At 42.3% G+C, this 23,185-nt stretch carries 23 protein-coding genes and 1 tRNA gene; 10 read left to right on the top strand and 14 right to left on the bottom strand.

Going from position 1 to position 23,185, the window contains the following annotated elements; all coding sequences use genetic code 11:
• Positions 1-5 precede the first annotated feature (5 nt).
• The 5 genes from panD to GO816_RS13660 all read left to right on the top strand — a co-directional run bounded on the left by panD (position 6) and on the right by GO816_RS13660 (position 5,956).
• Positions 6-356 (top strand): aspartate 1-decarboxylase, encoded by a 351-nt coding sequence (gene panD / locus GO816_RS13680; protein WP_157542497.1) that lies wholly within the window; start codon positions 6-8, stop codon positions 354-356.
• 28 nt (positions 357-384) lie between these two features.
• Positions 385-1,368, top strand: a complete 984-nt coding sequence (locus GO816_RS13675) for a toxin-antitoxin system YwqK family antitoxin (RefSeq protein WP_157542496.1) — start codon at positions 385-387, stop codon at positions 1,366-1,368.
• Between the two features lie 22 nt (positions 1,369-1,390).
• Positions 1,391-2,371: an energy transducer TonB gene (locus GO816_RS13670; protein ID WP_157542495.1), complete on the top strand. Its 981-nt coding sequence runs from the start codon at positions 1,391-1,393 to the stop codon at positions 2,369-2,371.
• A 221-nt stretch (positions 2,372-2,592) separates the two neighbouring features.
• Complete coding sequence (gene carB / locus GO816_RS13665; protein ID WP_157542494.1) at positions 2,593-5,412, top strand: carbamoyl-phosphate synthase large subunit; 2,820 nt, start codon at positions 2,593-2,595, stop codon at positions 5,410-5,412.
• Between the two features lie 109 nt (positions 5,413-5,521).
• Positions 5,522-5,956: a VOC family protein gene (locus GO816_RS13660; protein WP_157542493.1), complete on the top strand. Its 435-nt coding sequence runs from the start codon at positions 5,522-5,524 to the stop codon at positions 5,954-5,956.
• A 114-nt stretch (positions 5,957-6,070) separates the two neighbouring features.
• Here GO816_RS13660 and gcvT read toward each other — a convergent pair whose 3' ends face one another.
• The 5 genes from gcvT to GO816_RS13635 form a co-directional block, all read right to left on the bottom strand.
• Complete coding sequence (gene gcvT, locus GO816_RS13655; protein ID WP_157542492.1) at positions 6,071-7,150, bottom strand: glycine cleavage system aminomethyltransferase GcvT; 1,080 nt, start codon at positions 7,148-7,150, stop codon at positions 6,071-6,073.
• A 53-nt stretch (positions 7,151-7,203) separates the two neighbouring features.
• Positions 7,204-8,412, bottom strand: a complete 1,209-nt coding sequence (locus GO816_RS18980; protein WP_157542491.1) for a glycosyltransferase family 4 protein — start codon at positions 8,410-8,412, stop codon at positions 7,204-7,206.
• A 52-nt stretch (positions 8,413-8,464) separates the two neighbouring features.
• Positions 8,465-9,121 (bottom strand): ribonuclease HII, encoded by a 657-nt coding sequence (locus tag GO816_RS13645; RefSeq protein WP_157542490.1) that lies wholly within the window; start codon positions 9,119-9,121, stop codon positions 8,465-8,467.
• 187 nt (positions 9,122-9,308) lie between these two features.
• Positions 9,309-10,547, bottom strand: coding sequence for a PP2C family protein-serine/threonine phosphatase (locus GO816_RS13640; RefSeq protein WP_157542489.1), 1,239 nt, complete (start codon positions 10,545-10,547; stop codon positions 9,309-9,311).
• A gap of 38 nt (positions 10,548-10,585) precedes the next feature.
• A complete protein-coding gene (locus tag GO816_RS13635) occupies positions 10,586-11,716 on the bottom strand; it encodes an ABC transporter permease (RefSeq protein ID WP_232336574.1) in 1,131 nt (376 codons plus the stop codon).
• 289 nt (positions 11,717-12,005) lie between these two features.
• Here GO816_RS13635 and GO816_RS13630 point away from each other — a divergent pair, with 289 nt between their 5' ends.
• Complete coding sequence (locus tag GO816_RS13630; protein WP_157542488.1) at positions 12,006-12,686, top strand: OmpA family protein; 681 nt, start codon at positions 12,006-12,008, stop codon at positions 12,684-12,686.
• 68 nt (positions 12,687-12,754) lie between these two features.
• Here the strand turns inward: GO816_RS13630 and GO816_RS13625 are convergent, their stop codons facing one another.
• Together GO816_RS13625 and GO816_RS13620 are read right to left on the bottom strand one after the other, a co-directional pair.
• A complete protein-coding gene (locus tag GO816_RS13625) occupies positions 12,755-13,261 on the bottom strand; it encodes a phosphoribosyltransferase family protein (protein ID WP_157542487.1) in 507 nt (168 codons plus the stop codon).
• Between the two features lie 109 nt (positions 13,262-13,370).
• Complete coding sequence (locus GO816_RS13620) at positions 13,371-14,579, bottom strand: peroxiredoxin family protein (protein WP_157542486.1); 1,209 nt, start codon at positions 14,577-14,579, stop codon at positions 13,371-13,373.
• A 154-nt stretch (positions 14,580-14,733) separates the two neighbouring features.
• On the opposite strand from GO816_RS13620, the gene GO816_RS13615 reads away from it, so the two are divergent.
• Positions 14,734-15,171: a c-type cytochrome gene (locus tag GO816_RS13615; protein WP_157542485.1), complete on the top strand. Its 438-nt coding sequence runs from the start codon at positions 14,734-14,736 to the stop codon at positions 15,169-15,171.
• A 36-nt stretch (positions 15,172-15,207) separates the two neighbouring features.
• Here GO816_RS13615 and GO816_RS13610 read toward each other — a convergent pair whose 3' ends face one another.
• Complete coding sequence (locus GO816_RS13610) at positions 15,208-16,278, bottom strand: PKD domain-containing protein (RefSeq protein ID WP_157542484.1); 1,071 nt, start codon at positions 16,276-16,278, stop codon at positions 15,208-15,210.
• A gap of 43 nt (positions 16,279-16,321) precedes the next feature.
• Complete coding sequence (locus GO816_RS13605) at positions 16,322-16,780, bottom strand: SRPBCC family protein (protein ID WP_157542483.1); 459 nt, start codon at positions 16,778-16,780, stop codon at positions 16,322-16,324.
• 136 nt (positions 16,781-16,916) lie between these two features.
• Between GO816_RS13605 and GO816_RS13600 the strand changes: the two genes are divergently transcribed.
• Complete coding sequence (locus GO816_RS13600; RefSeq protein ID WP_157542482.1) at positions 16,917-17,135, top strand: hypothetical protein; 219 nt, start codon at positions 16,917-16,919, stop codon at positions 17,133-17,135.
• On the opposite strand, the gene GO816_RS13595 is transcribed toward GO816_RS13600, so the two are convergent.
• Positions 17,132-17,353 carry a hypothetical protein gene (locus tag GO816_RS13595; RefSeq protein WP_157542481.1) on the bottom strand — a complete coding sequence of 74 codons (222 nt, stop codon included), beginning with the start codon at positions 17,351-17,353 and terminating at the stop codon, positions 17,132-17,134. The two genes, GO816_RS13600 and GO816_RS13595, sit on opposite strands and share 4 nt — an antisense overlap.
• Positions 17,354-17,503: 150 nt before the next feature.
• On the opposite strand from GO816_RS13595, the gene GO816_RS13590 reads away from it, so the two are divergent.
• The gene (locus GO816_RS13590; RefSeq protein WP_157542480.1) at positions 17,504-19,759 is read left to right on the top strand and encodes a Tex family protein; all 2,256 of its coding nucleotides are present in this window, start codon (positions 17,504-17,506) and stop codon (positions 19,757-19,759) included.
• A 77-nt stretch (positions 19,760-19,836) separates the two neighbouring features.
• Here the strand turns inward: GO816_RS13590 and GO816_RS13585 are convergent, their stop codons facing one another.
• Complete coding sequence (locus GO816_RS13585) at positions 19,837-20,313, bottom strand: Lrp/AsnC ligand binding domain-containing protein (RefSeq protein WP_157542479.1); 477 nt, start codon at positions 20,311-20,313, stop codon at positions 19,837-19,839.
• A gap of 153 nt (positions 20,314-20,466) precedes the next feature.
• Here GO816_RS13585 and GO816_RS13580 point away from each other — a divergent pair.
• Positions 20,467-20,575: transfer RNA gene (locus tag GO816_RS13580), tRNA-Asp, on the top strand.
• A gap of 246 nt (positions 20,576-20,821) precedes the next feature.
• Here GO816_RS13580 and rnc read toward each other — a convergent pair.
• From rnc to GO816_RS13565, 3 genes are read right to left on the bottom strand one after another with little or no spacing between them, the layout of a single operon-like run.
• Entirely contained in the window at positions 20,822-21,547 is a 726-nt protein-coding gene (gene rnc / locus GO816_RS13575; RefSeq protein ID WP_157542478.1) for a ribonuclease III, read from the bottom strand.
• Positions 21,548-21,561: 14 nt separating this feature from the next.
• A complete protein-coding gene (fabF, locus tag GO816_RS13570) occupies positions 21,562-22,815 on the bottom strand; it encodes a beta-ketoacyl-ACP synthase II (protein ID WP_157542477.1) in 1,254 nt (417 codons plus the stop codon).
• 20 nt (positions 22,816-22,835) lie between these two features.
• Positions 22,836-23,072, bottom strand: a complete 237-nt coding sequence (locus tag GO816_RS13565; RefSeq protein ID WP_008508386.1) for an acyl carrier protein — start codon at positions 23,070-23,072, stop codon at positions 22,836-22,838.
• Positions 23,073-23,185: the final 113 nt, after the last annotated feature.

Genomic DNA, 23,185 nt, shown 5'->3' with positions numbered 1-23,185 from the left:
GCTTTATGATTATTGAGGTTTTAAAATCCAAAATCCATCGCGCCAAGATAACTCAGGCCGAACTGAATTACGTAGGCAGTATAACGATTGATGAGGATTTAATAGAGGCGGCCAACATTATCCCGAATGAAAAGGTGCAGATTGTAAATAACAACAATGGCGCACGCTTTGAAACTTACGTAATAAAGGGAGAACGCGGTAGCGGTACTGTATGCTTAAACGGGGCAACAGCTAGGCTGGCACAGGTGGGCGATATTGTTATTATTATGTCTTACGCCAGTATGGATATGGATGAAGCACGTAAATACGAACCAATTTTAATTTTCCCTGATACAGATAATAAATTAATTCGATAGATTAGGCCCGCCTGATTAATCGGATTATATGATGAAGTATCTTTTAGCTATATGCTTTTTGTTTGCCGCTGCATATTGTAACGCGCAAGCTCCTGCAAAAAGCAAAACTCAATCGGTTTTTTATTTTAAGTACGATGGTACCAAAGTGCCGGTTGTTGACAGTTCTGACTACATTCGTGTAATAAGCCTGCCCGACTCGGGCTCTACCTTGTTTGGTATCAGTGATTATTACCGCAACAGCAAGCCCAAATTTATTGGTAAAACCAGCTCAATTGACCCGCCTGTTTTTCAAGAGCAATGCGTTAGTTACTATGTTAACGGTAAGCGCGAATCAGTAGTAAGTTATGCTGACGGAAAGCCACTCGGCACAGCATTTTTATTTCACCCTAACGGAAAAATACATTTAACGCTTGAGTATGATACTGCCGCAAGTGTAGCGGCTGATGGTCCTCGTATTATCACCTGTGTTGATTCTGCTGGAAAGGAACTTGTTACCAATGGAAACGGTCACTTTATTGACTATCATTCAAGTTCAGGTGTTGTAAGCGAAGAAGGTGATATAAAAAACGGCAGGCCTGATGGTACCTGGCGTGGTAATTACCCGCAGCAAAAAGTAACCTATGTAGATACTTATAAAGATGGCAAATTTGTTTCGGGGGTTACCACTAATGCCGCCGGGGTAAAGTATACTTATACAAAAAGACGCCAGTCGCCCGAGTTTAAAGGTGGCGATGAGGCATTTGTTGCTTATATTAAAAAGAAATTCAAGTACCCGGCTGCGTTGAAGCAAAAAAGCACCCAAAGCGTATTAACCTTTGTGGTTGATGAAAACGGAAAAGTAAGTCAGGGCCGCATGTTGGGTAACATAACGCCCGAGATAAATAAAACAATAGTTGCCGCCATAAACGCATCACCAATGTGGAAACCTGCCATACAAAATGGTTTACCGGTAGCCAGCTCGTGGGTAGTGTCGGCTACGTTTGGTACGCCGGTTAAGGCGCCGGCCAAGTAAGCTTAATTACAGCTAGTTATTTATGAAGCAATGGATTGTTGTTTGCTTGGTGCTATTTTCAGGTTCATTAGCAACTGCACAAAGCGGGTTAAAAACGTTTTACTTAGATTCAAAACATAAGGAAGTATCAGCTATTGATAGCGCAAGCTACATCAGAAAAATAGGGCAGATTGATAGTTTAACCAACTTATACCCCGTAATAGAATACTACCGCGACAGTAGTATAAAGTGCATAGGGCAATCACTATCATCAAAAACTTTTTACAGAACCGGTCTTTGCACAGATTACTATCCTGGCAATACAGTAAAACGTTCAGGAAGTTACAGTAAGGGCCGGGCAGTAGGTGAACACATTTTTTATTACCCAAACGGCAATTTACAATTAACGCTCGTTTATGCTGAGCCTGAAAAAGATATTCCTAACATTGGCCGCAATTTTTTGATTCAGGCCAGTTATGATACATTGGGTAACCAAACTGTAAAAAATGGTTTTGGTTATTGTAAGATGATCAATGAGGCCATAGGCAACTTGTATGAAGAAGGACGGGTGGTAAATGGCATGAGAGACAGCTTGTGGAGGTGTCATACAGATAGCAATAAGGTTGTATTAACCGAAATGTATAAAGATGGCGTGCTACTATCAGGTACGTCAGTATTTAGAAATGGGGAAAGCTACCGCTACCAAAAGCGGGAGGTTGATCCGCAATTTAAACAAGGTTTGTTTGGTGGGTTCGATTGGTTTATGAGATCAAACATAAGGTACCCTAAGCAGGCTTACAGAAACAAAATACACGGCAGGGTAACAATTACCTTCGTAATTACTAAGGATGGTGCTGTAAGCAATGCCTATGCTGCTGCTTCGCCCGGGAAAGAACTGAGCGACGAAGGTATCAGGCTTATTAACAAAACAAGTGGTCATTGGATACCAGGCGTTCAGTATGGTAAAAAAGTTAACGTACAGTACACAATTCCACTTTCATTTTCAATTAATGAAGGCAAGTAGCTTCAGGTTGTAATAAGTGATTATTAAATATCAAATATTTCACATTCGTAAGCTCCAATCTCCTATCTTTGCATCCCGATGCTGAAGTCGGGTTTTGACATCCTCAGCGCATAGAATTAGAAGCTCATGGTTAATGGCTGATAGTTCATAGTAAATAGCTAAAGTGCTATGAACCATGGTCCATCAACTATGAACTAAACATAAAACTGCTAAATACTGCTATGCCCAAAGATACCTCCATTAAATCGGTACTGATCATTGGCTCTGGTCCAATCATTATCGGTCAGGCCTGCGAGTTTGACTACGCCGGTTCACAAGCCGCTCTTTCGCTAAAAGACGAAGGAATTACCGTTTCTATTATCAACAGCAACCCGGCTACCATCATGACCGATAAGGTTATTGCCGACCATGTTTACCTGTTGCCGCTTACCTGCGAAAGCATCGAGCAAATTTTAACCGAGCAAAAGATTGATGCCGTACTGCCTACCATGGGTGGCCAAACTGCATTAAACCTTTGTATCGAAGCTTCGGAACGCGGTATTTGGGAAAAATATGGTGTTAAAGTGGTTGGTGTAGATGTTGCCGCCATTGAAAAAACCGAGAACCGCGAAGCTTTCCGCCAGCTGATGGTTGAGATTGGCGTGGGTGTGGCAAAATCAAAAATTGCCAACTCGTTTTTAGAAGGTAAAGAAGGCGCGCAAGAGATCGGCTTTCCGCTGGTTATACGCCCAAGCTACACGCTGGGTGGTAAAGGTGCAGGCTTTGTACATAAAAAAGAAGATTTTGACGCAGCATTAAGTCGCGGCTTACAGGCATCACCAACCCATGAGGTATTGGTAGAGCAAGCCGTATTAGGCTGGAAAGAATATGAGCTGGAGTTACTGCGCGATAACCGCGATAACGTAATCATCATCTGTTCTATTGAGAACTTTGACCCGATGGGCATCCACACCGGCGACTCGATTACCGTGGCCCCGGCCATGACCCTGAGCGACCGCTGCTACCAGGAAATGCGTAACCAGGCCATCAAAATGATGCGCGCCATTGGTAACTTTGCAGGTGGCTGTAACGTGCAATTTTCGGTTAACCCGGCTAACGAGGAAATCATCGCTATCGAGATTAACCCACGTGTATCGCGTTCATCGGCCCTGGCATCAAAAGCAACCGGTTACCCAATTGCTAAAATTGCTGCCAAGCTGGCTATAGGATATAACCTTGATGAGGTAGAAAACCAAATTACCAAAACCACTTCAGCTTACTTCGAACCAACGCTGGATTACGTTATCGTAAAAATTCCTCGCTGGAACTTTGATAAATTTAAAGGTGCCAACAGGGAGTTGGGCCTGCAAATGAAATCGGTAGGTGAGGTAATGGGTATTGGCCGCAGCTTTATTGAGGCTTTGCAGAAAGCTTGTCAGAGCTTGGAGATTGGTCGTGCGGGTTTAGGTGCCGATGGTCGCCAGAGCCGCAACCTTGATGAAATTATGCACAGCCTGGAGCATCCAAGCTGGGACAGGTTGTTCCACGTTTATGATGCCCTAAGCCTGGGTGTGCCAATTGAATCGGTACGCAAAGTAACCAAGATTGACCGCTGGTTCCTGAACCAGATACAAGAGATTGTTAACCTGGAGAACGAATTACGTCGTTACTCTGTCAACAATATTCCTGAAGATATATTCCTGACCGTTAAGCAAAAAGGTTTCTCGGACGTGCAGATAGCCTGGATACTGGGTGCTAACACCACCGAAGAAGATGTTTACCAGCGCCGCAAAGCACTGGGCATTAACCGGGTTTATAAAATGGTTGACACCTGTGCTGCTGAGTTTCAGGCACAAACACCATACTACTACTCTACTTACGAGGGCGAAAACGAATCTATCCCGTCAGACAGGAAAAAGATCATTGTATTGGGCTCAGGTCCAAACCGCATTGGGCAAGGTATAGAGTTTGATTACAGCTGTGTGCACGGTTTACTGGCTGCTAAAGAGTCGGGTTATGAAGCAATCATGATTAACTGTAACCCAGAGACTGTATCTACCGACTTTAACATGGCTGATAAGCTGTACTTTGAACCGGTATTTTGGGAGCATGTGCGCGAGATTATCGACCTGGAAAAACCTGAAGGTGTGATTGTTCAGCTTGGTGGTCAAACTGCCCTTAAAATGGCAGAAAAACTGCATGAGCATGGCATCAAAATCATTGGTACCTCTTACAATGACATGGATATTGCCGAAGACCGCGGCCGTTTCTCTGATTTGCTAAAGGACCTTGATATTCCGTACCCATTATATGGCGTAGCAGAAACTGCCGAAGAGGCTTTGGAAGTTGCCCACAAAGTAGGTTACCCGGTACTGGTACGTCCAAGTTACGTATTAGGTGGGCAGGGTATGAGCATTGTAATTAACGATGAAGACCTTGAACGTGCCGTAGTTAATTTGTTAAAAGCACTACCGGGCAACCGCGTGTTGATTGACCACTTCCTTGACCGTGCTGCCGAGGCCGAGTCTGACTCTATATGCGACGGCGAGAACGTACACATTGTTGGTATGATGGAGCATATCGAACCTGCCGGTATCCACTCGGGCGACTCATATGCCGTGCTTCCACCGTTTGACCTGAGCGAAACTGTGTTACAGCAGATGGAAGAGTACTCAAAGAAAATTGCTAAAGCGCTTAACGTAAGAGGATTACTGAATATTCAGTTTGCCATTAAAAACGATAAGGTTTACGTAATTGAGGCCAACCCGCGTGCATCGCGTACGGTTCCGTTTATTGCAAAGGCTTATGATGTGCCTTACATTAACATTGCCGCCAAGGTAATGATGGGCGTAAACAAACTTACCGACTTTACCATTGAGCGCAAACCCAAAGGCTACGCCATTAAAGAACCGGTATTCTCTTTTGATAAATTCCCTGAGGTAAACAAGGAGCTTGGCCCTGAGATGAAATCGACCGGCGAAGCCATCCGTTTTATCCCTAACCTGGAAGACCCTTACTTCCGCCACCTGTACAAAGAGAAATCGATGTACCTGAGCAAGTAAGACTTGATATAGAAAACGGCGCTGGTGACAGCGCCGTTTTTTTATTGTGTATATGCCGCCTTAATGATTAAATTGGTGCTCTATCACAAATTATAAAAACCAATAAACCATGAGAGCAATTAATCCCTGGATAAATTTTAATGGTAATGCCGAAGAAGCATTTGCTTTTTACCAATCAGTTTTTGGTGGCGAGTTTACCAAAGTCGTGCGTTTTAAAGATTTGTCGGGCCCCGATTACCGGGTAGCAGAAGACGAGGCAGACAAGATAATGTACATTGGCTTGCCCTTGGGAAAAAATAATGTGTTAATTGCTAACGATGTTCCTGGTGTTTTAGGGAGTGTAAGCGAAAGTGAGAACCGTTCTAAAATACATGTGAATGCCGAAAGCCGCCAAGAGGCAGAAAATATATTCAACGGCCTTTCTGCAGGCGGAGACGTGGAGGGGCCTATTGACGATAGCCCCTGGGGAACCTACGCCGGAATGTTCAGAGACAAGTACGGTATTGAATGGATTATAGAATTTGATGCCGACTACAAAGGATAGCTATAGCCTTTTAAACGGGTAGCGTGGCAGGCAATAGAAATTGCTTAAGCGTATATAAACAAAAGCGACCTTGCAATTAGTACAAGGCCGCTTTTTGTCTTTAAGGGTTAAAGCTTATTTAATGAAAGGTAACTTCACAACCTTTGCTTTTACTTTATTATCACGAATTTTAATGTAAACCTCGCTGCCTTCTTTAGCTAAAGATTGATCAATATAACCCAAGCCAATTGCTTTTTGTAATGATGGCGATTGCGTGCCCGATGTAACCCGGCCAATGCTGTTACCCTCTGCATCCACAATTTCATAATCATGGCGTGGAATGCCGCGTTCAGTCATTTCAAAGCCAACCAATTTTTTATTGATACCTTGTTGTTTTTGCTGTTGTAACGCCTCTGAGTTGGTAAACGGCTTGCTAAACTTGGTAATCCATCCTAAACCGGCTTCTAAAGGCGATGTGGTATCGTCGATGTCATTTCCGTAAAGACAAAAGCCCATTTCAAGACGCAGCGTATCACGTGCGCCTAAGCCAATAGGCTTAATACCATAAGGCTCACCTGCTTTAAAAACAGCGTTCCATATCTCTTCGGCGTGCTCGTTATCAAAATATATTTCAAAGCCGCCTGCACCCGTGTAACCGGTTGCCGAAACCAATACATTCTCAACACCCGCAAATTTTCCTTTTTTAAAGGTATAGTATTCCATTGATCCCAGGTCAATATCGGTAAGGCTTTGTAAAGCCTCGGTTGCCTTAGGGCCTTGTATAGCCAGCAATGAGGTACGGTCTGATATATCTTTCATATCAACACCATAAATGTTGAATTTGCTTATCCAGTTCCAGTCTTTCTCAATATTTGAGGCGTTTACTACCAGCATGTAAGTTTTCTCATCAATACGGTAAACCAGTAAATCGTCAACTATGCCACCGTTTTCATTGGGAAGGCAAGAGTACTGCACTTTGCCATCATATAACTTTGAGGCATCGTTGCTGGTTACTTGTTGTATTAAATCAAGCGCTTTGTCACCTTTTAAAATAAACTCGCCCATGTGGCTTACATCAAAAACACCTACGGCTTTCCGCACGGTTTCATGTTCAGCGTTTATGCCTGCATATTGTACGGGCATGTTGTAACCGGCAAAAGGAACCATTTTGGCACCCTCGCGAATATGTACATCGGTTAAAGCGGTATTTTTCATGAAAAAACAGTAATAGTATTTATGGCGGCAAAAGTACTAAAAAAAGCCTGTAATCAGCCATTTAGCATTTGCTCGTAGAAGTCGGTAAGGCGATTATTAATCTTAAGCGTATCATGTTGCTGCTCTACCAGTTTGCGGGCGCTAAGCCCAATACGCCGGCAAAAATGCTCATCCTGAATGCAGCGCTTTATTGCTCGTTTAAATTCTTGCGGAGTATTAGCAATTAAAATATTTTCGCCATGTGAGTAATTAATTCCTTCGGCGCCAAGCGAGGTAGATATAATGCATTTTTGCATAGCCATGCCTTCAACTATTTTTACGCGCATGCCCCCGCCCGATAGTAGCGGCACAATCATTACTGCTTTGCTGTTTACAAACTCTAAGGCATCATCAACTTCACCGTGTATAAATATCTTGCCAACGCGCTCATAATCGTCAAATCGCTCAGGTATGTCGTTCCCGGCAACGTAAAAGGGTGCTTTAAGGTCACCTTCGGTCAGGTCGTTGGAAAAATTCTCTAGAAACCACTCAATGCCTTCGCGGTTAGGCAGCCAATCCATTGCACCTAAAAAAAACAGGCTGGGGAAGCGGGTATATTTATGATTAGGCTTATATCTGCTCAAATCAAGCCCCACCGGTACAATTTCAACCGGTAAATTACTGCTGCAATGCTGTTGAACAGTCTCTTTATCCTGGTTGGTGAATACGGTTACAGCATCAAACAAGGCAAACTGCTTTACTTCAAACGCCTTAATGCGGCGTGCATTCAACCCAAGGTAAAACCTTTTAAAAGGATCGCTTTTTTGCCGGGCCATTCGCTCCCAAACCAAATACTCAATATGGTGGGCCCTGTAAATTAGCTTTGCTTTGGTATGTTTACGTATAGCAGATAAGTAAGGCGTAACAAACAGTCCTTCAAACTGAATGATATCGTAATTGCTTTGCTTAATATCCTGCACAAGCTTACGCTCAAAATCGGCATCGTAAAAACGCTCAACTGTGTACAGTTTGCCTGTAAACAAGCTTAAAAAAGCATGACTTGCCGATACACTGGTATCAACATCATGAGCATAATAACTTGAAGGTACAGCTTGTTCGGCCGTGTGATTATTATTATAAACCTTGTTTTTTTTAGGATTGAGTGAAAATAAAGAAACCTCATGTCCCGAGCTGATTAGCCCCTTAATGGTGTTACCTACCACAATAGGATATCCGCTGTTTTGCGGAAACGGAGTAAGGTGTGTAACTATAAGTATTTTCACGAGGGCTAATTGGTTATTAGCAAATGTATCAACCCCGTGTTGGTTCTCAAAATTAAAAAATGCTTAGTTGCGGATTTGTGACATTAAAAGTACGCCTGTGATGTGGAGTAAACCCAAGCTGCAAAACTGTATTGCGGTGTTTAATGGTTGGATAGCCCTTGTTAGTGTGCCAGTCATACTCAGGATGTTCAAGTGCCAGTTGCATCATGTAATCATCGCGGTAAGTTTTGGCTAATACTGATGCTGCCGCAATACTGAAGTACTTGCCGTCGCCCTGTATAACACATTGGTGAGGTATGCCTTCATATTTGTTAAAACGGTTGCCGTCAATAATTAAAAATTCAGGGCGGATGTGCAGCGCATCAATAGCCCGGTGCATAGCTAAAAAGGATGCATTGAGAATGTTGATTTCATCAATTTCAGTGTTGCTTACCGATGCCACAGCAAATGCCAGCGCTTTTTGTTCAATTTCGGTACGTAGCAAATACCTGTCAGCCTCACACATTTGCTTAGAATCATTGAGCAGGCTATGTTCAAAATCAGCAGGAAGTATTACCGCAGCCGCAAACACCGGACCGGCCAAACAGCCTCTGCCGGCTTCGTCGCAACCGGCCTCAATAAAATCATGCTGATAACGCGCTAATAAAGCTACCCTTTCGGGTGCAGGAAGTTTTACTTTAATAACCGGTGGTCTTTTGACTTTAGCCATTACCGCTTTAACGATTTTGTGATTATTATGGTATGACTGCTACCATATTAAACCTTCAAATTTCTTGAAAAAGCAACAGGTAAACAAGTTTTTGGGAATGAAATTAGCTGATTTTACTGGAAAGCATGAGGAAGGGAACGCAAATTGATTGCTAAGAATTCTTTTAAACAGGTATGTTATATTACGATTAACTAATGCGCAATGTTAATAAGGTAATATCATCAATGCGTTTGCCTTTAATTATCCGGCCAAGATAGTCCATTAGATTTTGATTGAATTTATCGGGGGCGAGGTGCCCGTTTTCACTAATGTAACTTAGCAGCTTACCCTCGTTCCAGCGCATGTCCTGCTCTAGTTCGTAATCCATCAGTCCGTCGGTGTAATTAAATATCATACTGCCCGGGTCAATGGTTACTTCTCCTAAATTGAGGAAAGGCAGTTCATCAAAAACACCAATCATTGTAGTGCCGGTTTTTAGCAATTGTGTGGCGTTACCGTTAAATAAAATGGTTGGGTTGTGCCCGGCGTTTACGTAGCAAAGCTTGCGGGTACGCTCATTGTACTTGGCAACAAAGAGTGTGATAAAACGCTCGCCTTTGGTATTTAAAATAACAATTTGGTTAAGCTTTTTAACTACTGTTGATAAATCGTCCTCTACGGTAGCCCAGGCGCGCAAACTGGCCTGAAAGTTTGCCATAAGTAAAGCGGCCGATATTCCTTTGCCAGATACGTCGGCTATACACCAGAGGAACTCCTCCTTATTAAGTCTGAAAAAGTCAAAGTAATCTCCCCCAATATCCTGATGCGGTAAATATTTGGCGCTGGCTTCAACGGCATGATCTTTATGTATTTTAACCGGTATGAGCATGTTTTGCACCTCAACGGCTAATTCCATTTCCCGCTGAAAACGCTCTGCCTGTAACCGCTCCCGAAATAGTTTTTTGTTTTCGAGCGCAACCACAATAACGTTGATTAGCGTTTGCATAAAGTTAAGGTCATTGCTCATCATTTCACCCGATAGGGTAAAATCTCCTATGAGAGCATAAGCCAACGGCCTGTTTTTGTGGTAAATGGGAATAAAGTAATTGTAATTACTCAAAACAGCATCGGTATAGCCGTTTAGAGCGGTAGGCGTTTTAACCTTTTTGAGCAGGCTGCACGCCTTATGTAGCACCGATACGCCCTCAAACTCACCACCATATTTAGAAACGCAAACATAGCTTCCCTGCTTCTCGATTAAAAAACGCAGCTTGCCAACCTGCAGGTAATTTTTTAAAATCACTTCCAGCATTTGCAGTAACACAGGTGCCGCCGTATTTTTATTAATGGCTTGTGTTACCTCCAGTAAAGAGTTTAATTCCCACTGCCTTTTCAGGAGCAGCTTAATTAACTCATCTTCGCCCGAGCCTTCGTCGATATTGTGCATTTGTAGTTCTGTAGACGTTCTAAATTAGAAAAATATTTTTATAACCTAACGTTTTGCGATTTTATATCAAAAGCATCGCGCAAACCGGTAGTTACCAGGTTAAACGCATACACCATTATCATTATAGCCAAACCAGGTATAATAGCCAGGTAGGCGGCATCCATAATTATATAACCGTAATGTTCTCTGATCATTCCTCCCCAAGTTGGTACCGGTGGTTGAGCGCCAAAACCTAAAAAGCTCAACCCGGCTTCTAGCAGTATTGCCGATGCAAAATTTGATGCTGCAATAACCATTACCGGTCCGGCCATGTTAGGTAAAATGTGCCTGGTAATTATGCGCGAGTTAGTATAACCTAAAGCACGGGCTGCCTCAATATATTCCGCTTGTTTTAAGCTTATTACCTGCCCGCGTACCAAACGCGCCGCTTCAACCCACATTGATAGTCCTACGGCAATAAATATTTGCCAAAGGCCTTTGCCCAGCGCAAATGACAACGCAATAACCAGCAGCAATGCCGGCAACGACCATAGAATATTCATTACCCAGCTTAGCACTGCATCGGTTTTACCCCCGTAATACCCGGCAACGGCGCCAATGGTAACACCAACCACCAAACTAATCAACACAGCCATAATACCAACAGCTAAGGATATACGTGTGCCTAAAATTACTCTGCTCAATAAATCGCGGCCGTAAATATCGCTGCCGAGCCAAAACGTTTTATTTTCAATGAATTGATTAGCGAAGCTACTTTTATTGGTTGTTAACGCAGGTTTGCTGAAAGTACTTAATGCGAATGCCCTGCGCTCGGGCTTGTCTTCACTGCTTACATACTCATCAACAATAACCGAATCAGCTTTTATTTGATAGGAGGTGATAGGAACTTGTCTATACACCAGGGGTTTTCCCGAAAAAAAAGCGGATAAAACGCCAGGGCGTTCTTGCTTGTCTTGATTGGGTATAAGCAACACCTTAAAGCTTGCCCCCGGTTTTTTCAGACTTAACGGTAGCGACATGCTGTTGGCATTGGGCGAGTCATCTGGCATAAGCATGTAGGCAAACACCGCGGTAAAAAAGGCTAATGCAATTAATAGCAAACCGGCCATGGCCGCCCTGTTTTTTTTGAACACGTGCCAGGCTCTCTGTCCGGGTGTTAAATCATTCAAAATAGCGTGGGGTATTTTTTAAATCAATATAGCTTAATTATTTGTTATCGTGTGTTTGAAGTTGAATAAGGATGCTTTTGTTACACTTATGCGCTTGTATTTTAGTTCAATTACACCAAATTAAGTACACTAAGCAAACACCTGCTTAGCAGCTTGTTTTGTTTACAAATTAAACTTTTTAATTCAAGAGTGTCAAACACTGACAGCCGAGTTAATAAAGCAAAATTCTTAAACACTTTGGCAAGAGATTTGTAATCTTGAGGCACAATAATTTTACATACATCAAAAAATGAAAACCATAAAATTCAAAACAGCTATAGTGGCTGTAGGTTTAGCTACTGTCAGCTTAATTGGTTCGGGTTGTAACTCGTTAACCAAAACTCAAAAAGGTGCTGCTATTGGTGCCGGCGCAGGTGGCACAATTGGTGCAATTATAGGTAAAAGTGCTGGTAACACCGCATTGGGCGCTATTATAGGTGGTGCCGTAGGTGGTACAGCAGGTGCATTTATTGGCCGTAAAATGGACAGGCAAGCAGCCGAAATTAAACAAACAGTACCAGGCGCCACTGTTGAACGCCAAGGCGAGGGTATATTGGTGAAATTTGATTCGGGTATATTATTCGATGTTAATAAAACTGCGTTAAAGTCAGCAGCTCAAACAAACTTGAGCAACCTGGCCACTTCATTAACCAACAATCCGCAAACCAATATTTTAATTGTTGGCCATACCGACAATACCGGTAGTGCCGAGCTTAACCAGGATCTTTCAGTACGCCGCGCCGAATCAGTTAAGTCTTATATCAGTTCACATGGTGTAAGCGGATCGCGCTTAACTACTTCGGGTAAAGGTTTTAATGAGCCTATTGCAGATAACAGTACCGAAGCGGGTCGTGCTCAAAACCGTCGTGTGGAGATTGTGATTGTAGCAAACGATCAATTAAAACAAGAAGCTAAACAGGCAGGTAACTAATACCGTATAAAAAGCATATAAATAACAAAGGCTGCCCTTAATAAAAGGCAGCCTTTGTTATTTTAAAGTTATCCTAAATACACGGCATCTTCATCGCCGGTTTCGGTTAATGAAACATATACGTGCTGCTTAATTACAGTTGAAAGCGCCATCCCCGAAAAGTCGGTACTTACCGGGAAGCTTTTATGATTACGATCAACCAGTACAACGGTACGTAGTTTTTTAAGCGGAACATCTAAAAACACCCCAAAACCGTAAGCAAGCGTTTTTCCGCTGTTAAGCACATCATCAACTAAAATAACCACCTTATTAGCGCATATATTTATATCAGCATCAAGGTTGGCCTCAAGGTGGCTGGCATTTTTATCAATTTCAATATTGATCATTGTGCATTTAAAGGGAGCTATATTTTCGAGCACTGCCTTAATGCGTTTGGCAATTACACTGCCTTGCGTAAGTATACCCGCAATTACAATTTCCTGTTCTTCAAAGTTGTCTTCAAGAATTTGGTAAGCAATACGGTCAATTCTTTGCTGTATTTGCTGCTTGTTGAGTATTAAAAGCTTTTCGGCCATATTAATGAGTTGTAAGTACGCTGTGGCTGTTTATACTGCCAAATGGAACAGTCCACTTAAGCACAGCAAATATAAAAGTATTTCCTATGGTAGCAGGATAATTACTTCCTTACTTCTCTGCCAGCAAAGCATCAGTAAGGCGCTCAAATTCGTTAACAAATTCAGTATAATAGCTGCCTGTTCCGGGGCCGCTAAACCCCGTATAAATTTTTCGAACTTCGCCCTTTTTATCAATAATAATAGTGGTTGGAAAAGCCATTACGTTATTAAGCATAGGTAGGCTTTTGGCTGCCTCTTTTTTATTGCTGGTAAAGCCCGTAATAAGCAACGGATACGGTACGCCAAGATGTTGTCGTTCCTGCAACACAGCTTTTTTAGATTTTTCGAAGTCGGTAGTCCTTTCATAAGCTAATCCCAAAACTTCAACACCCTTGCTTTGATACTTTTTATAGTAATTAACAAGGTAAGCGGTTTCGTCCATACAGTTTGGGCACCATGAACCCATTATTTGTATTATTACAACCTTATTTTTAAACCGGGCACCTGAAAGTGATACTTTTTGGCCGTTTACATCAGGAAATGAAAAATCTATTTCTTTATAACCCGGCTTCAATGCCGTAAGAGAGTAGGCATCGGGTAGTTTTGCCTTTACATCTCTAACGGCCGTCCATGGCGTACGGCCAAAGGTGCCGTTTGTGATAGTTTTGTCACTTGCTATATCAGCCTTAAAAAGAAAAGCATGCCCGCCGTCAAAGCACGATAAGTATAGCTTATTGCCACTTACCGTGCCTTCCAGGTAGCGGTAGTCGCCGGTGGTGGTCAAAAAGGTGCCTGTAACGCGGTTGCCGGTTTGGTTAAACTCTCCTACTGTAGTATCTCGTTCGGCACCATCGCCAAAAATTGCACGCCATCTGCCACTCACATTATATACCGGTGCTTCCGGTTTCTCAGAAAAGCGCCACTTTTGCCCGTACTGGGCATTAAATGGTGTTGCGGCATCTCTTTCTCCAAGGTGTTTGATGAATTGGCCGCTAAGTTGATTTCCCTCCTGTTTAAGGCGAAACTCCGAATCGAACAAAGGCATACGTATAAAAAGCGAATCGGCCTTGGTTTGAATGTTATTTACTTTAAAGCGTTCAGACGCGTTTATAATGTACATTACCTTTTTGCCGGCCTCCTGGGCAACTTCAAAATTAAATGGCACCTCACCGGTTGCTGATTTGATAGCGCCCCGCCAAATGCCCGTTTTAAAATTTGTTTGCGCTGAAACTGAAAGTGCGCATAAAATCAGATATATTAAGAAATGTAATTTTTTCATTGTTTACTAGTAGTGTACAAAGTAAACAAACATTTAAAATTAAGTCTATGGATTTTGTAGAATATGATGATTGCCTTGCAAAAGTTGCATTCGCGCGTTCAAACTCATCTAAAATTGAATTAAATTAGTAGTTCTTTATAAAATGACTATTTCAATGGAAATAAAATATATTTTACTTGTGTTCCTGTTAGTTGGCTGTTTTAGTGTGTTAAAAGCGCAAAGTAAAAAGCCTGCAAGCAACGCCAAACCCGCAGTTGCAGCAGCTTTAAAAGGTTCTGTACAACGCGGTCAGGCAGTGTACGCTGCAAACTGCCTTTCATGCCATCAGGTTGATGGTGGTGGTATACCCGGAATGAATGCACCGCTTATTAAAACATCTTATGTACTGGGCAGCAGTGATAAGTTGGTGAACATTTTGTTGAAAGGTATGCAGGGTGTTGAGATAGACGGGGAGGAGTACAAAAATATTATGCCCGCATTTACGCATCTTACCAACCAGCAAATTGCCGATGTACTTACTTATGTACGCAATAATTTTGGCAATAAAGCACCTGCTGTAACGGTAAAAGAAGTTGCCGCATTGCGTAAATAAAAAGCGCAAACCTAACTTCCGTATTTTATCAACAGTTTATTTAACGGCTACGTCCCACACTTTTGACATACGCGAGCTGCCTGCAGGCCCATCAATATTAAGCACCACAATGTACTTACCGGCGTTTTTGTATTGATGTACCGGGCTTTGTTCGGTAGAGAAGGTGCCATCGCCAAAGTCCCATTTCCATGAGGCTATTTTACCAATGCTTTCGTCCTTAAAAGTTACTGAGCGTTTATTCATATCTGTAATAATGAATGACCAACGGGCATCAATGGCTTTTTGATATTTAGCATCTAATGGCATAAGGGTAAATACAGTACCCAAACTAGTATTGCCATACATTTTATGATTTTTAGATAGGTTCCAGAAGCCTTTTTTTGATTCATCGTTAACATCGTCATAATCAATAACGGCCCAAGTAAGGCCAATTTTCTTGTTATCGCTCAATACCGACTCAACAGCTCTTTGCGGACCTTCGGCGCCGGCATAATCAAACGGAGTTATCCAAAATTCGGCAATCAGTTTGCCTGGCTGGCCTGGTTTAAAATTATATGAATAAGCAATGTTTGAATAAGGCAGGTTTTTGATCCAAGGTTGGCTTCCCCAGGCAAGTGCCCAGTCTTTACCTACAGCCGGGGTAAAAATGTGGTAGTTTTGAGCATGCACACCATGGTATGAAAAGTAAATGTCCCATGGGTTAAGGCTTTGGTTTGGATGCCAGTCGGTAATAAGCGGCCCGCCCGATAGGTCACCGTCTACCACTATCTCAAACGTGTCGTTATGCAAATCGGGCCGGCTAAAATCCCAGTAGTTATCATAAGCCTCGTACAAAAAGTATAGCCGGTTTAGTCCTTTAACCCATGCAACACGTACTTTGACGTCCAGGTTTTTAGGATCGATTGAAGGATAATGTTTAGAATCATCCCAAAGCTGGTCTGTACCAACAATATACTCTTTAGGAAAACTATCCCAGTCGTCAGTCTTTCCATCTATCCTTGGTATCATATTGGCCGGAAACTGATATATTTTATAACCCCGGTCGTCTTGCGCAAATGCGCCGACGCTTAGTAATACAATCAAACCAGATAGAATACTTTTACGCATGTGCTTAATATTGGATGCCACTGCTGTGGTTTTACAATATTAATTATTCAGCCGGATTTTTCTCTGCAACTTGTTTTAATAGGTTTAACGCCGCAGGCCACGTGTTTACAAAGAATGTTTTGAATTCGTCGGGGAGGCCATCGCCTTCCAGCTCTATAATAAGTTCAGTTTTGCCGTTAACCTCCTTTAATGTATAATTTTCATGTGCGCCAGCCCAGGCCTTCACAGCTTCGCTTTCCGTGTCTTCAATACCTTCTTTTACCTCGCCTAAATGTTTAAACGACATAAATTCGGGCTCAATTCGTTTGGCTATTACTGATACCATTCCATTCTGCTGCTGATCGAGAAACAATACCTTACTGCCTTCCCTCCAGTTTGTAACTGCGTGCGAGCCTTCACAAAACGCAGCTGTCCATTGCGGGTAAGTTTCATTGCTCCATAAAGTTTTCCAAACCTGCTGGCGCGATTCATTAATGGTAACATTGAACGTTAGCTTTTCCATAGTTGTAATTGTTTAATACAAATATGCCTGCTTGCTTCCCTAGTTAAGCGGTGTGTTTGCGACATTTTATAAGGCTGATTATGCAATTTAAGCCCATGTTTTGCTTTTACACTAAATGCAGCTTATATTTAAGATTATGAAGAGTAACTTAACCATGCGGCAAAAACTAATAGTGCCTTTTATAATCATAGGAGGAATGATTGTAGTAGGCGTTCGCAGTATTTATAAAGGGATGTTACTGCATCAAAACTGGCGGGTTGCTTTGGCTATATTAGGCGTTGTTTGCTTCACTACTTTACTTGGTGCCATGGTTATAGCAGTAACCAAGCACGAAAAAGCTCAAAAAAAATCTTAACTGAAAGCCTCACGAAAGGCAACCAAAATAGCCAGCTTGGTGTCACGGTCCAAATCAGGTTCCTCGGGCATTTCAGGGCGTTGAGGCATGTCGTCCTTATACTCAATCGGGAATAAGGCTATAAATTTTTGCAAAGGCAATTCATACTGTAGCCATTCAGTACGGTTATATATCTCCTCCAGCTTAAATTCAAACAACCGCATTTGGTGTGCATCCATATAGTATTCTTAACCCTCCTGAAGGGAAATCCAAAGTTATGGCGCAAGATACCAAATGTTAACTTGTTCTCCCCCTTCAGGGAGCATTGTTGGCTTTCATATTTGCCAAAATATCCTCAATTTCGCAATCCCGAAAAAGCATAGTGATACATGATAGATCATCATTTAAAAATTGCCCAGGAGCTATCCGTAGCTTCAAAACAAGTTACCGCTACGGTAAGCTTGTTAGATGAGGGCGCCACCGTTCCCTTTATTTCAAGATACCGCAAGGAGCTTACCGGCAGCCTTGACGAAGTACAGATTACCGCCATACGCGATAGAATACAACAACTAAGAGACTTAGATAAACGCCGCGAAGCTATTCTGAAATCGCTTAACGATATGGGCAAACTAACGCCGGAGTTACAAGAACAAATTGATGCTGCCGAAACCATGGTAGCATTAGAGGATTTGTATTTGCCATACCGCCCTAAACGTAAAACGCGTGCAACTGCTGCCCGCGAAAAGGGCTTACAACCTTTGGCTGATCTTATTTTTATACAAAATAAAGTTGACCTTTTGTTAGAGGCTGATAAATACGTTGATGCAGAAAAAGGCGTAAACAGCCCTGAAGAAGCCCTTTCAGGCGCCCGTGATATTATTGCCGAAACCATTAGCGAAAATGCCGAGGTGCGCGCCAAAATGCGCGATTTGTTTATTGAGAGAGGTGAGTTTCAATCGAAAGTGGCACCGGGTAAAGAAGAGGCGGGTATTAAGTACAAAGACTATTTTGATTGGAAGGAAGCTGTTAAATCAGCACCATCGCACCGTATACTGGCTATGCGCCGCGGCGAAAAGGAAGAGATATTGTATTTAGATATTTTACCGCCTGAAGACGATGCCATTGCCATGCTCGACCGTACGTTTGTTACGGCCAATAATTCATCAAGCGACCAAATAAGGTTGGCTATAGCCGATGGTTATAAACGATTGCTTAAACCATCAATGGAAACCGAGGCCCGCCTTATTACTAAGAAAAAGGCAGATGAAGAAGCTATAAGGGTATTTGCTGAAAATGCACGCCAGTTATTGCTTGCTGCACCGCTGGGTCAAAAGCGTGTTATGGCTATTGACCCCGGCTTTCGTACCGGTTGTAAAGTAGTTTGCTTAGATGAGCAGGGTAAGCTTTTAGAATACACAGCTATTTTTCCGCATACCGGCGCAGGACAAGCCCGTGAAGCTGAAAAAACTGTTCAGCACTTGTTTGAGACCTATAAGATTGAGGCTATTGCTATTGGCAATGGTACCGCTGGCAGAGAAACCGAAACTTTTGTACGCAACCTTAACCTGCCGGGCGTAACTATGGTTATGGTAAACGAGAGTGGCGCATCAATTTACTCAGCATCAGAAGTAGCTCGTGAAGAATTCCCGGATAAGGATGTTACTGTGCGCGGCGCGGTATCGATTGGTCGTCGTTTAATGGACCCACTGGCAGAATTGGTTAAAATTGATCCAAAATCAATTGGAGTAGGACAATACCAGCATGATGTTGACCAAAGCAAACTGCAAACATCTTTGGATGATACCGTAGTTAGTTGTGTAAATGCGGTAGGGGTAGAGCTTAACACTGCCTCAAAGCAAATTTTGGCATATGTGTCAGGCCTTGGTCCTCAATTGGCCCAAAACATTGTGGAGTACCGAAATCAAAACGGCGCATTTAAAACCCGCGAACAATTAAAAAAGGTGCCCCGTTTAGGAGAAAAAGCATTTGAGCAGGCAGCTGGCTTTTTGCGTATTCAGGGCTCCGAAAATCCGTTAGAAGCAAGCGGTGTTCACCCGGAGCGGTATACGTTAGTGCAACAAATGGCTAAAGATAGCAACGCTACCATTCGCGACCTGATGACTAATGAAAAGTTGCGTAAAAGCATCCCGCTGCAAAAATATACATCAGATAAAGTAGGCTTACCTACACTGAACGATATTATGGCCGAACTGGCTAAACCAGGCCGCGACCCGCGCGAAAAGTTCGAAGCGTTTAGCTTTACCGAAGGTGTTAATGCTATTAGCGATTTAAAAGTTGGCATGAAACTGCCTGGCATTATAACCAACATTACGGCCTTTGGTGCCTTTGTTGATATTGGTGTTCATCAGGATGGGTTGGTGCATTTAAGTCAGATTACCAACCGTTACATTAAAGACCCTAATGAGGTATTGAAAGTACACCAGCAGGTTGAGGTAACCGTAACTGAGGTAGATGTAAACCGTAAGCGTATATCACTTAGCATGAAAGGGGAAGAAAAAGCGGGTAATGGTGCTAACCGCAAGCAAGCTCCTGTGGCTGGCAACAGCAACCAAAACCGCAACAAAAAGGAACCGGAAACCGATATGCAAAGTAAACTGGCGGCACTTAAAGCCAGGTTTAAATAGGCTGTTTTGCCAGGTTTGAACAAATGCCCTGTTGTATTTTACAGCAGGGCATTTGCTTTATCAGGGCCGCAACAAAATTACTCTAATGTAATCTGGCGTTTAATTGATTCTTCGAGAGATATAAACGTTTCGGTACGTGAAATACCTGGTACGCTTTGAATGTTTTCGTTAAGTACCTCACGCAGGTGGTTTGTATCATGGCAAACAATTTTTGCAAAAATACTCCACTCGCCTGTGGTGTAATGTAACTCCACAATTTCATTAATTTCTTTTAGCTTTTTAACAGCTTCGTGGTATTGAGAGCCTTTTTCAAGGTATATGCCTAAGAATGCAGTAACGTCAAAACCCAGCTTTTGAGGGTTAACTTCGAGGCTGGCACCCTTAATAACGCCCATTTCCTCAAGTTTCTTCATACGTACGTGTATAGTGCCACCCGATACAATAAGATCTTTTGCAATTTCAGTATAAGGAGTGGTTGCATTCTTCATAAGAATGGACAGAATTTGAATATCTAAATTATCAATTTCTAAATTTTGGGCTTTTCTGTGCGGCATAAATTCGTATTAATATATTTATACACAAGGATAATTAAAATTTGAATAAAAATGCAAATATTTTATTGAAATATTTGCAAGAAATTGATAAGCCCCTTAACTTTGTATTAAGCGATACGGAAAAATATCTCTTGTTCTTTAATAAAATAATACTGTTGGGTGGTGAAATTTTTGGCAGACACACCTCCTTGTCCCGGTGGCGGAGATAATGGGAAACCTTCGGGCTAACCACTCTGTGAAGGTTCGAATCCTTCCCCAACAGCTCTTCTCATAATTTAGGTTTATAATTGGTTAGTAAAAGTCCCCCTGCCCATCAGGGGGCTTTGCTTTTTATAAGGATTTTATTTAGCCTAATGCTTAAAGAAAACTTATTTGATCATCCAATGCAGCTTTAAATAAAAGGCGCGAATATGTTGTGCCTATATTCAGATGTAAGGCATAAGCTACCGTACAGCACAATAGATGCAATGTAAGGGAAGAATTGGAGAGATGTTTGGGCTAGGGTATGTCAAATACCTAAAGCTTCACAGGCTTTTTCAGCAGCCAGTTTTTCGGCATTCTTTTTACTAAATTCTTTACCCAGGCCCATTATCTCGCCATCAATGTTCACCTGAATGGTGAATAGCTTATTACTTTCTCCATCCTGATTGAGGGTGAGTTCAAATAATACATCCTTACCGTGACGCTGGCACCATTCAATCAACTTGCTTTTAAAGTTGGTTTCGGTTTGCTCAAGAGTGTGGATATCAATATGGGCTTTGATAATGCGGTTGATGAGAAAACCGCGGGTAAAATCGTAACCTTTATCAAGATAAACCGCGCCGATAAGTGCTTCAAAGGCATCGCCCAGCAATGATCCCTGCCGGGTTGAGTTAACCATGCGGTTATCATACTGTATAAGCGCATCTAAGCCCAGTTTACGGGCAAGCTGGTTAAGATTATTGCGGCTTACAATTTTTGAGCGCAGTTCTGTTAAAAAGCCTTCGTCTTGATAGGGGTACATTTTAAAAAGCACCTCGGCCACTACGCTGCCCAAAACGGCATCGCCCAAAAACTCTAAACGCTCGTTACTGTTTTTAACACCTTTTTTTACAGCTTGCGCTACAGATTTATGCCTGAAAGCCAAACGGTATAAAGACAAATTGCCCGGCACAAAGCCGAGCAAATTCTTTAAAGTTTTGACGTATTTACGGTGCGGAGATAAGTATAGCTTATATAAGCGGCTTACAGGCATGTAAAACGATTTTATTATTCTTCGTATTTTTTGAAGATAACTGATGCATTGTGGCCTCCAAAGCCAAAACCATTGCTTTGAGCAGCACGTACTACGCGCTTTTGAGCCTGGTTAAACGTAAAGTTTATACGGGAATCAAAAGCCGGATCGTCTGTAAAATGGTTAATAGTTGGCGGTACAATGTCATTTTTAACAGCCAAAATAGCTGCAATTGCTTCAACAGCACCAGCTGCACCTAATAAGTGACCGGTCATGGATTTGGTTGAGCTGATATTAACGCGGAAGGCATCATCGCCGTATGCGTCTTGTATAGCTTTAACCTCCTGAGGGTCGCCTATCGGGGTTGATGTACCGTGAACATTTACATAGTCAATGTCGGCAGGTGTCATGCCGGCATCTTCAAGTGCTGCCTTCATTACCAGGGCAGCGCCCATACCCTCAGGGTGTGGAGCTGTCATGTGATAAGCGTCGGCACTCATGCCACCGCCCATCATTTCGGCATAAATTTTAGCTCCGCGGGCTTTGGCATGCTCTAACTCTTCAAGTATAATGGTACCTGCGCCTTCACCTGCAACAAAACCGTCGCGGTCGAGATCAAACGGCCTTGATGCCGTTGCCGGGTCTTCATTACGTGTACTTAAAGCGTGCATAGCATTAAAACCACCAATACCAGCTTCGTTAATGATAGCTTCAGAACCACCACTGATAAACATATTTGCTTTACCTAACCTGATGTAGTTAAAAGCATCTATCAATGAGTTGTTTGATGAAGCACATGCCGAAACTGTGGTAAAGTTTGGTCCGCGTAAGCCATATTTGATAGAGATATGCCCTGGGGCAATATCAGCTATCATTTTAGGAATAAAGAACGGGTTAAAACGCGGCGTACCGTCACCTTTGGCAAAGTTTACCACTTCATCCAAAAATGTTTTTAAACCGCCAATACCCGAGCCCCATATCACACCGATACGGTTGGTATCCAGCTTTTCAAAATCTAACGCTGCATCTTTAACCGCCTCTTCGGTGGAGTATAAAGCGTACTGAACAAAAGGATCGAGCTTACGGGCATCTTTGCGGCCCAGAAAAGCGTCGGCATCAAAATTTTTAACCTCGCACGCAAATTTTGTTTTGAAATGCGTTACGTCAAAACTTTTGATAAAATCAGCGCCGCTTACTCCGTTAATTAATCCGTTCCAGTATTCTGAAACCGAATTACCTATCGGAGTAAGCGCACCAAGTCCGGTTACAACTACTCGTTTAAACTCCATTAAATATTATTGAGGAGTGCTTATTTAACGTTTTTTTCCAGGTAAGCAATAGCTTGGCCTACAGTACCGATAGTTTCGGCCTGATCATCAGGAATAGCTACGTTAAACTCTTTTTCAAACTCCATGATTAATTCCACGGTGTCTAATGAGTCAGCACCTAAATCGTTGGTGAAGCTAGCCTCAGGTGTAACTTCACTTTCGTCAACACCTAATTTTTCCACGATGATTGCTTTTACTCTTGAAGCGATATCAGACATAATAATCTATGTTAAATGATTAAATAAAAATTCTGTGCAAAGAAAAATAAATTTAGTTAAATATCAAATCTAAAATCTTCGCACTTGATACAACAAAATTTTAATGCAACGGT

Source organism: Mucilaginibacter aquatilis, from assembly GCF_009755275.1.
GTDB classification, from domain to species: domain Bacteria; phylum Bacteroidota; class Bacteroidia; order Sphingobacteriales; family Sphingobacteriaceae; genus Mucilaginibacter; species Mucilaginibacter aquatilis.
The sequence above is the reverse complement of the archived record's forward strand: the minus strand, read 5'-3'. Positions and strand labels throughout refer to the sequence as shown.

Excerpts from the sequence above, each read along its gene's own strand:
- GO816_RS13590 (WP_157542480.1), top strand. The coding sequence starts at position 17,504 with ATGATAGATCATCATTTAAAAATTGCCCAGGAGCTATCCGTAGCTTCA.
- GO816_RS13565 (WP_008508386.1), bottom strand. The coding sequence starts at position 23,072 with ATGTCTGATATCGCTTCAAGAGTAAAAGCAATCATCGTGGAAAAATTA.
- carB (WP_157542494.1), top strand. The coding sequence starts at position 2,593 with ATGCCCAAAGATACCTCCATTAAATCGGTACTGATCATTGGCTCTGGT.
- GO816_RS13660 (WP_157542493.1), top strand. The coding sequence starts at position 5,522 with ATGAGAGCAATTAATCCCTGGATAAATTTTAATGGTAATGCCGAAGAA.
- GO816_RS13620 (WP_157542486.1), bottom strand. The coding sequence starts at position 14,579 with ATGAAAAAATTACATTTCTTAATATATCTGATTTTATGCGCACTTTCA.
- GO816_RS13670 (WP_157542495.1), top strand. The coding sequence starts at position 1,391 with ATGAAGCAATGGATTGTTGTTTGCTTGGTGCTATTTTCAGGTTCATTA.
- panD (WP_157542497.1), top strand. The coding sequence starts at position 6 with ATGATTATTGAGGTTTTAAAATCCAAAATCCATCGCGCCAAGATAACT.
- GO816_RS13675 (WP_157542496.1), top strand. The coding sequence starts at position 385 with ATGATGAAGTATCTTTTAGCTATATGCTTTTTGTTTGCCGCTGCATAT.
- fabF (WP_157542477.1), bottom strand. The coding sequence starts at position 22,815 with ATGGAGTTTAAACGAGTAGTTGTAACCGGACTTGGTGCGCTTACTCCG.
- GO816_RS13605 (WP_157542483.1), bottom strand. The coding sequence starts at position 16,780 with ATGGAAAAGCTAACGTTCAATGTTACCATTAATGAATCGCGCCAGCAG.
- GO816_RS13615 (WP_157542485.1), top strand. The coding sequence starts at position 14,734 with ATGGAAATAAAATATATTTTACTTGTGTTCCTGTTAGTTGGCTGTTTT.
- GO816_RS13610 (WP_157542484.1), bottom strand. The coding sequence starts at position 16,278 with ATGCGTAAAAGTATTCTATCTGGTTTGATTGTATTACTAAGCGTCGGC.
- gcvT (WP_157542492.1), bottom strand. The coding sequence starts at position 7,150 with ATGAAAAATACCGCTTTAACCGATGTACATATTCGCGAGGGTGCCAAA.
- GO816_RS13625 (WP_157542487.1), bottom strand. The coding sequence starts at position 13,261 with ATGGCCGAAAAGCTTTTAATACTCAACAAGCAGCAAATACAGCAAAGA.
- GO816_RS13645 (WP_157542490.1), bottom strand. The coding sequence starts at position 9,121 with ATGGCTAAAGTCAAAAGACCACCGGTTATTAAAGTAAAACTTCCTGCA.
- GO816_RS13640 (WP_157542489.1), bottom strand. The coding sequence starts at position 10,547 with ATGCACAATATCGACGAAGGCTCGGGCGAAGATGAGTTAATTAAGCTG.
- GO816_RS13595 (WP_157542481.1), bottom strand. The coding sequence starts at position 17,353 with ATGGATGCACACCAAATGCGGTTGTTTGAATTTAAGCTGGAGGAGATA.
- GO816_RS13630 (WP_157542488.1), top strand. The coding sequence starts at position 12,006 with ATGAAAACCATAAAATTCAAAACAGCTATAGTGGCTGTAGGTTTAGCT.
- rnc (WP_157542478.1), bottom strand. The coding sequence starts at position 21,547 with ATGCCTGTAAGCCGCTTATATAAGCTATACTTATCTCCGCACCGTAAA.
- GO816_RS13585 (WP_157542479.1), bottom strand. The coding sequence starts at position 20,313 with ATGCCGCACAGAAAAGCCCAAAATTTAGAAATTGATAATTTAGATATT.
- GO816_RS13600 (WP_157542482.1), top strand. The coding sequence starts at position 16,917 with ATGAAGAGTAACTTAACCATGCGGCAAAAACTAATAGTGCCTTTTATA.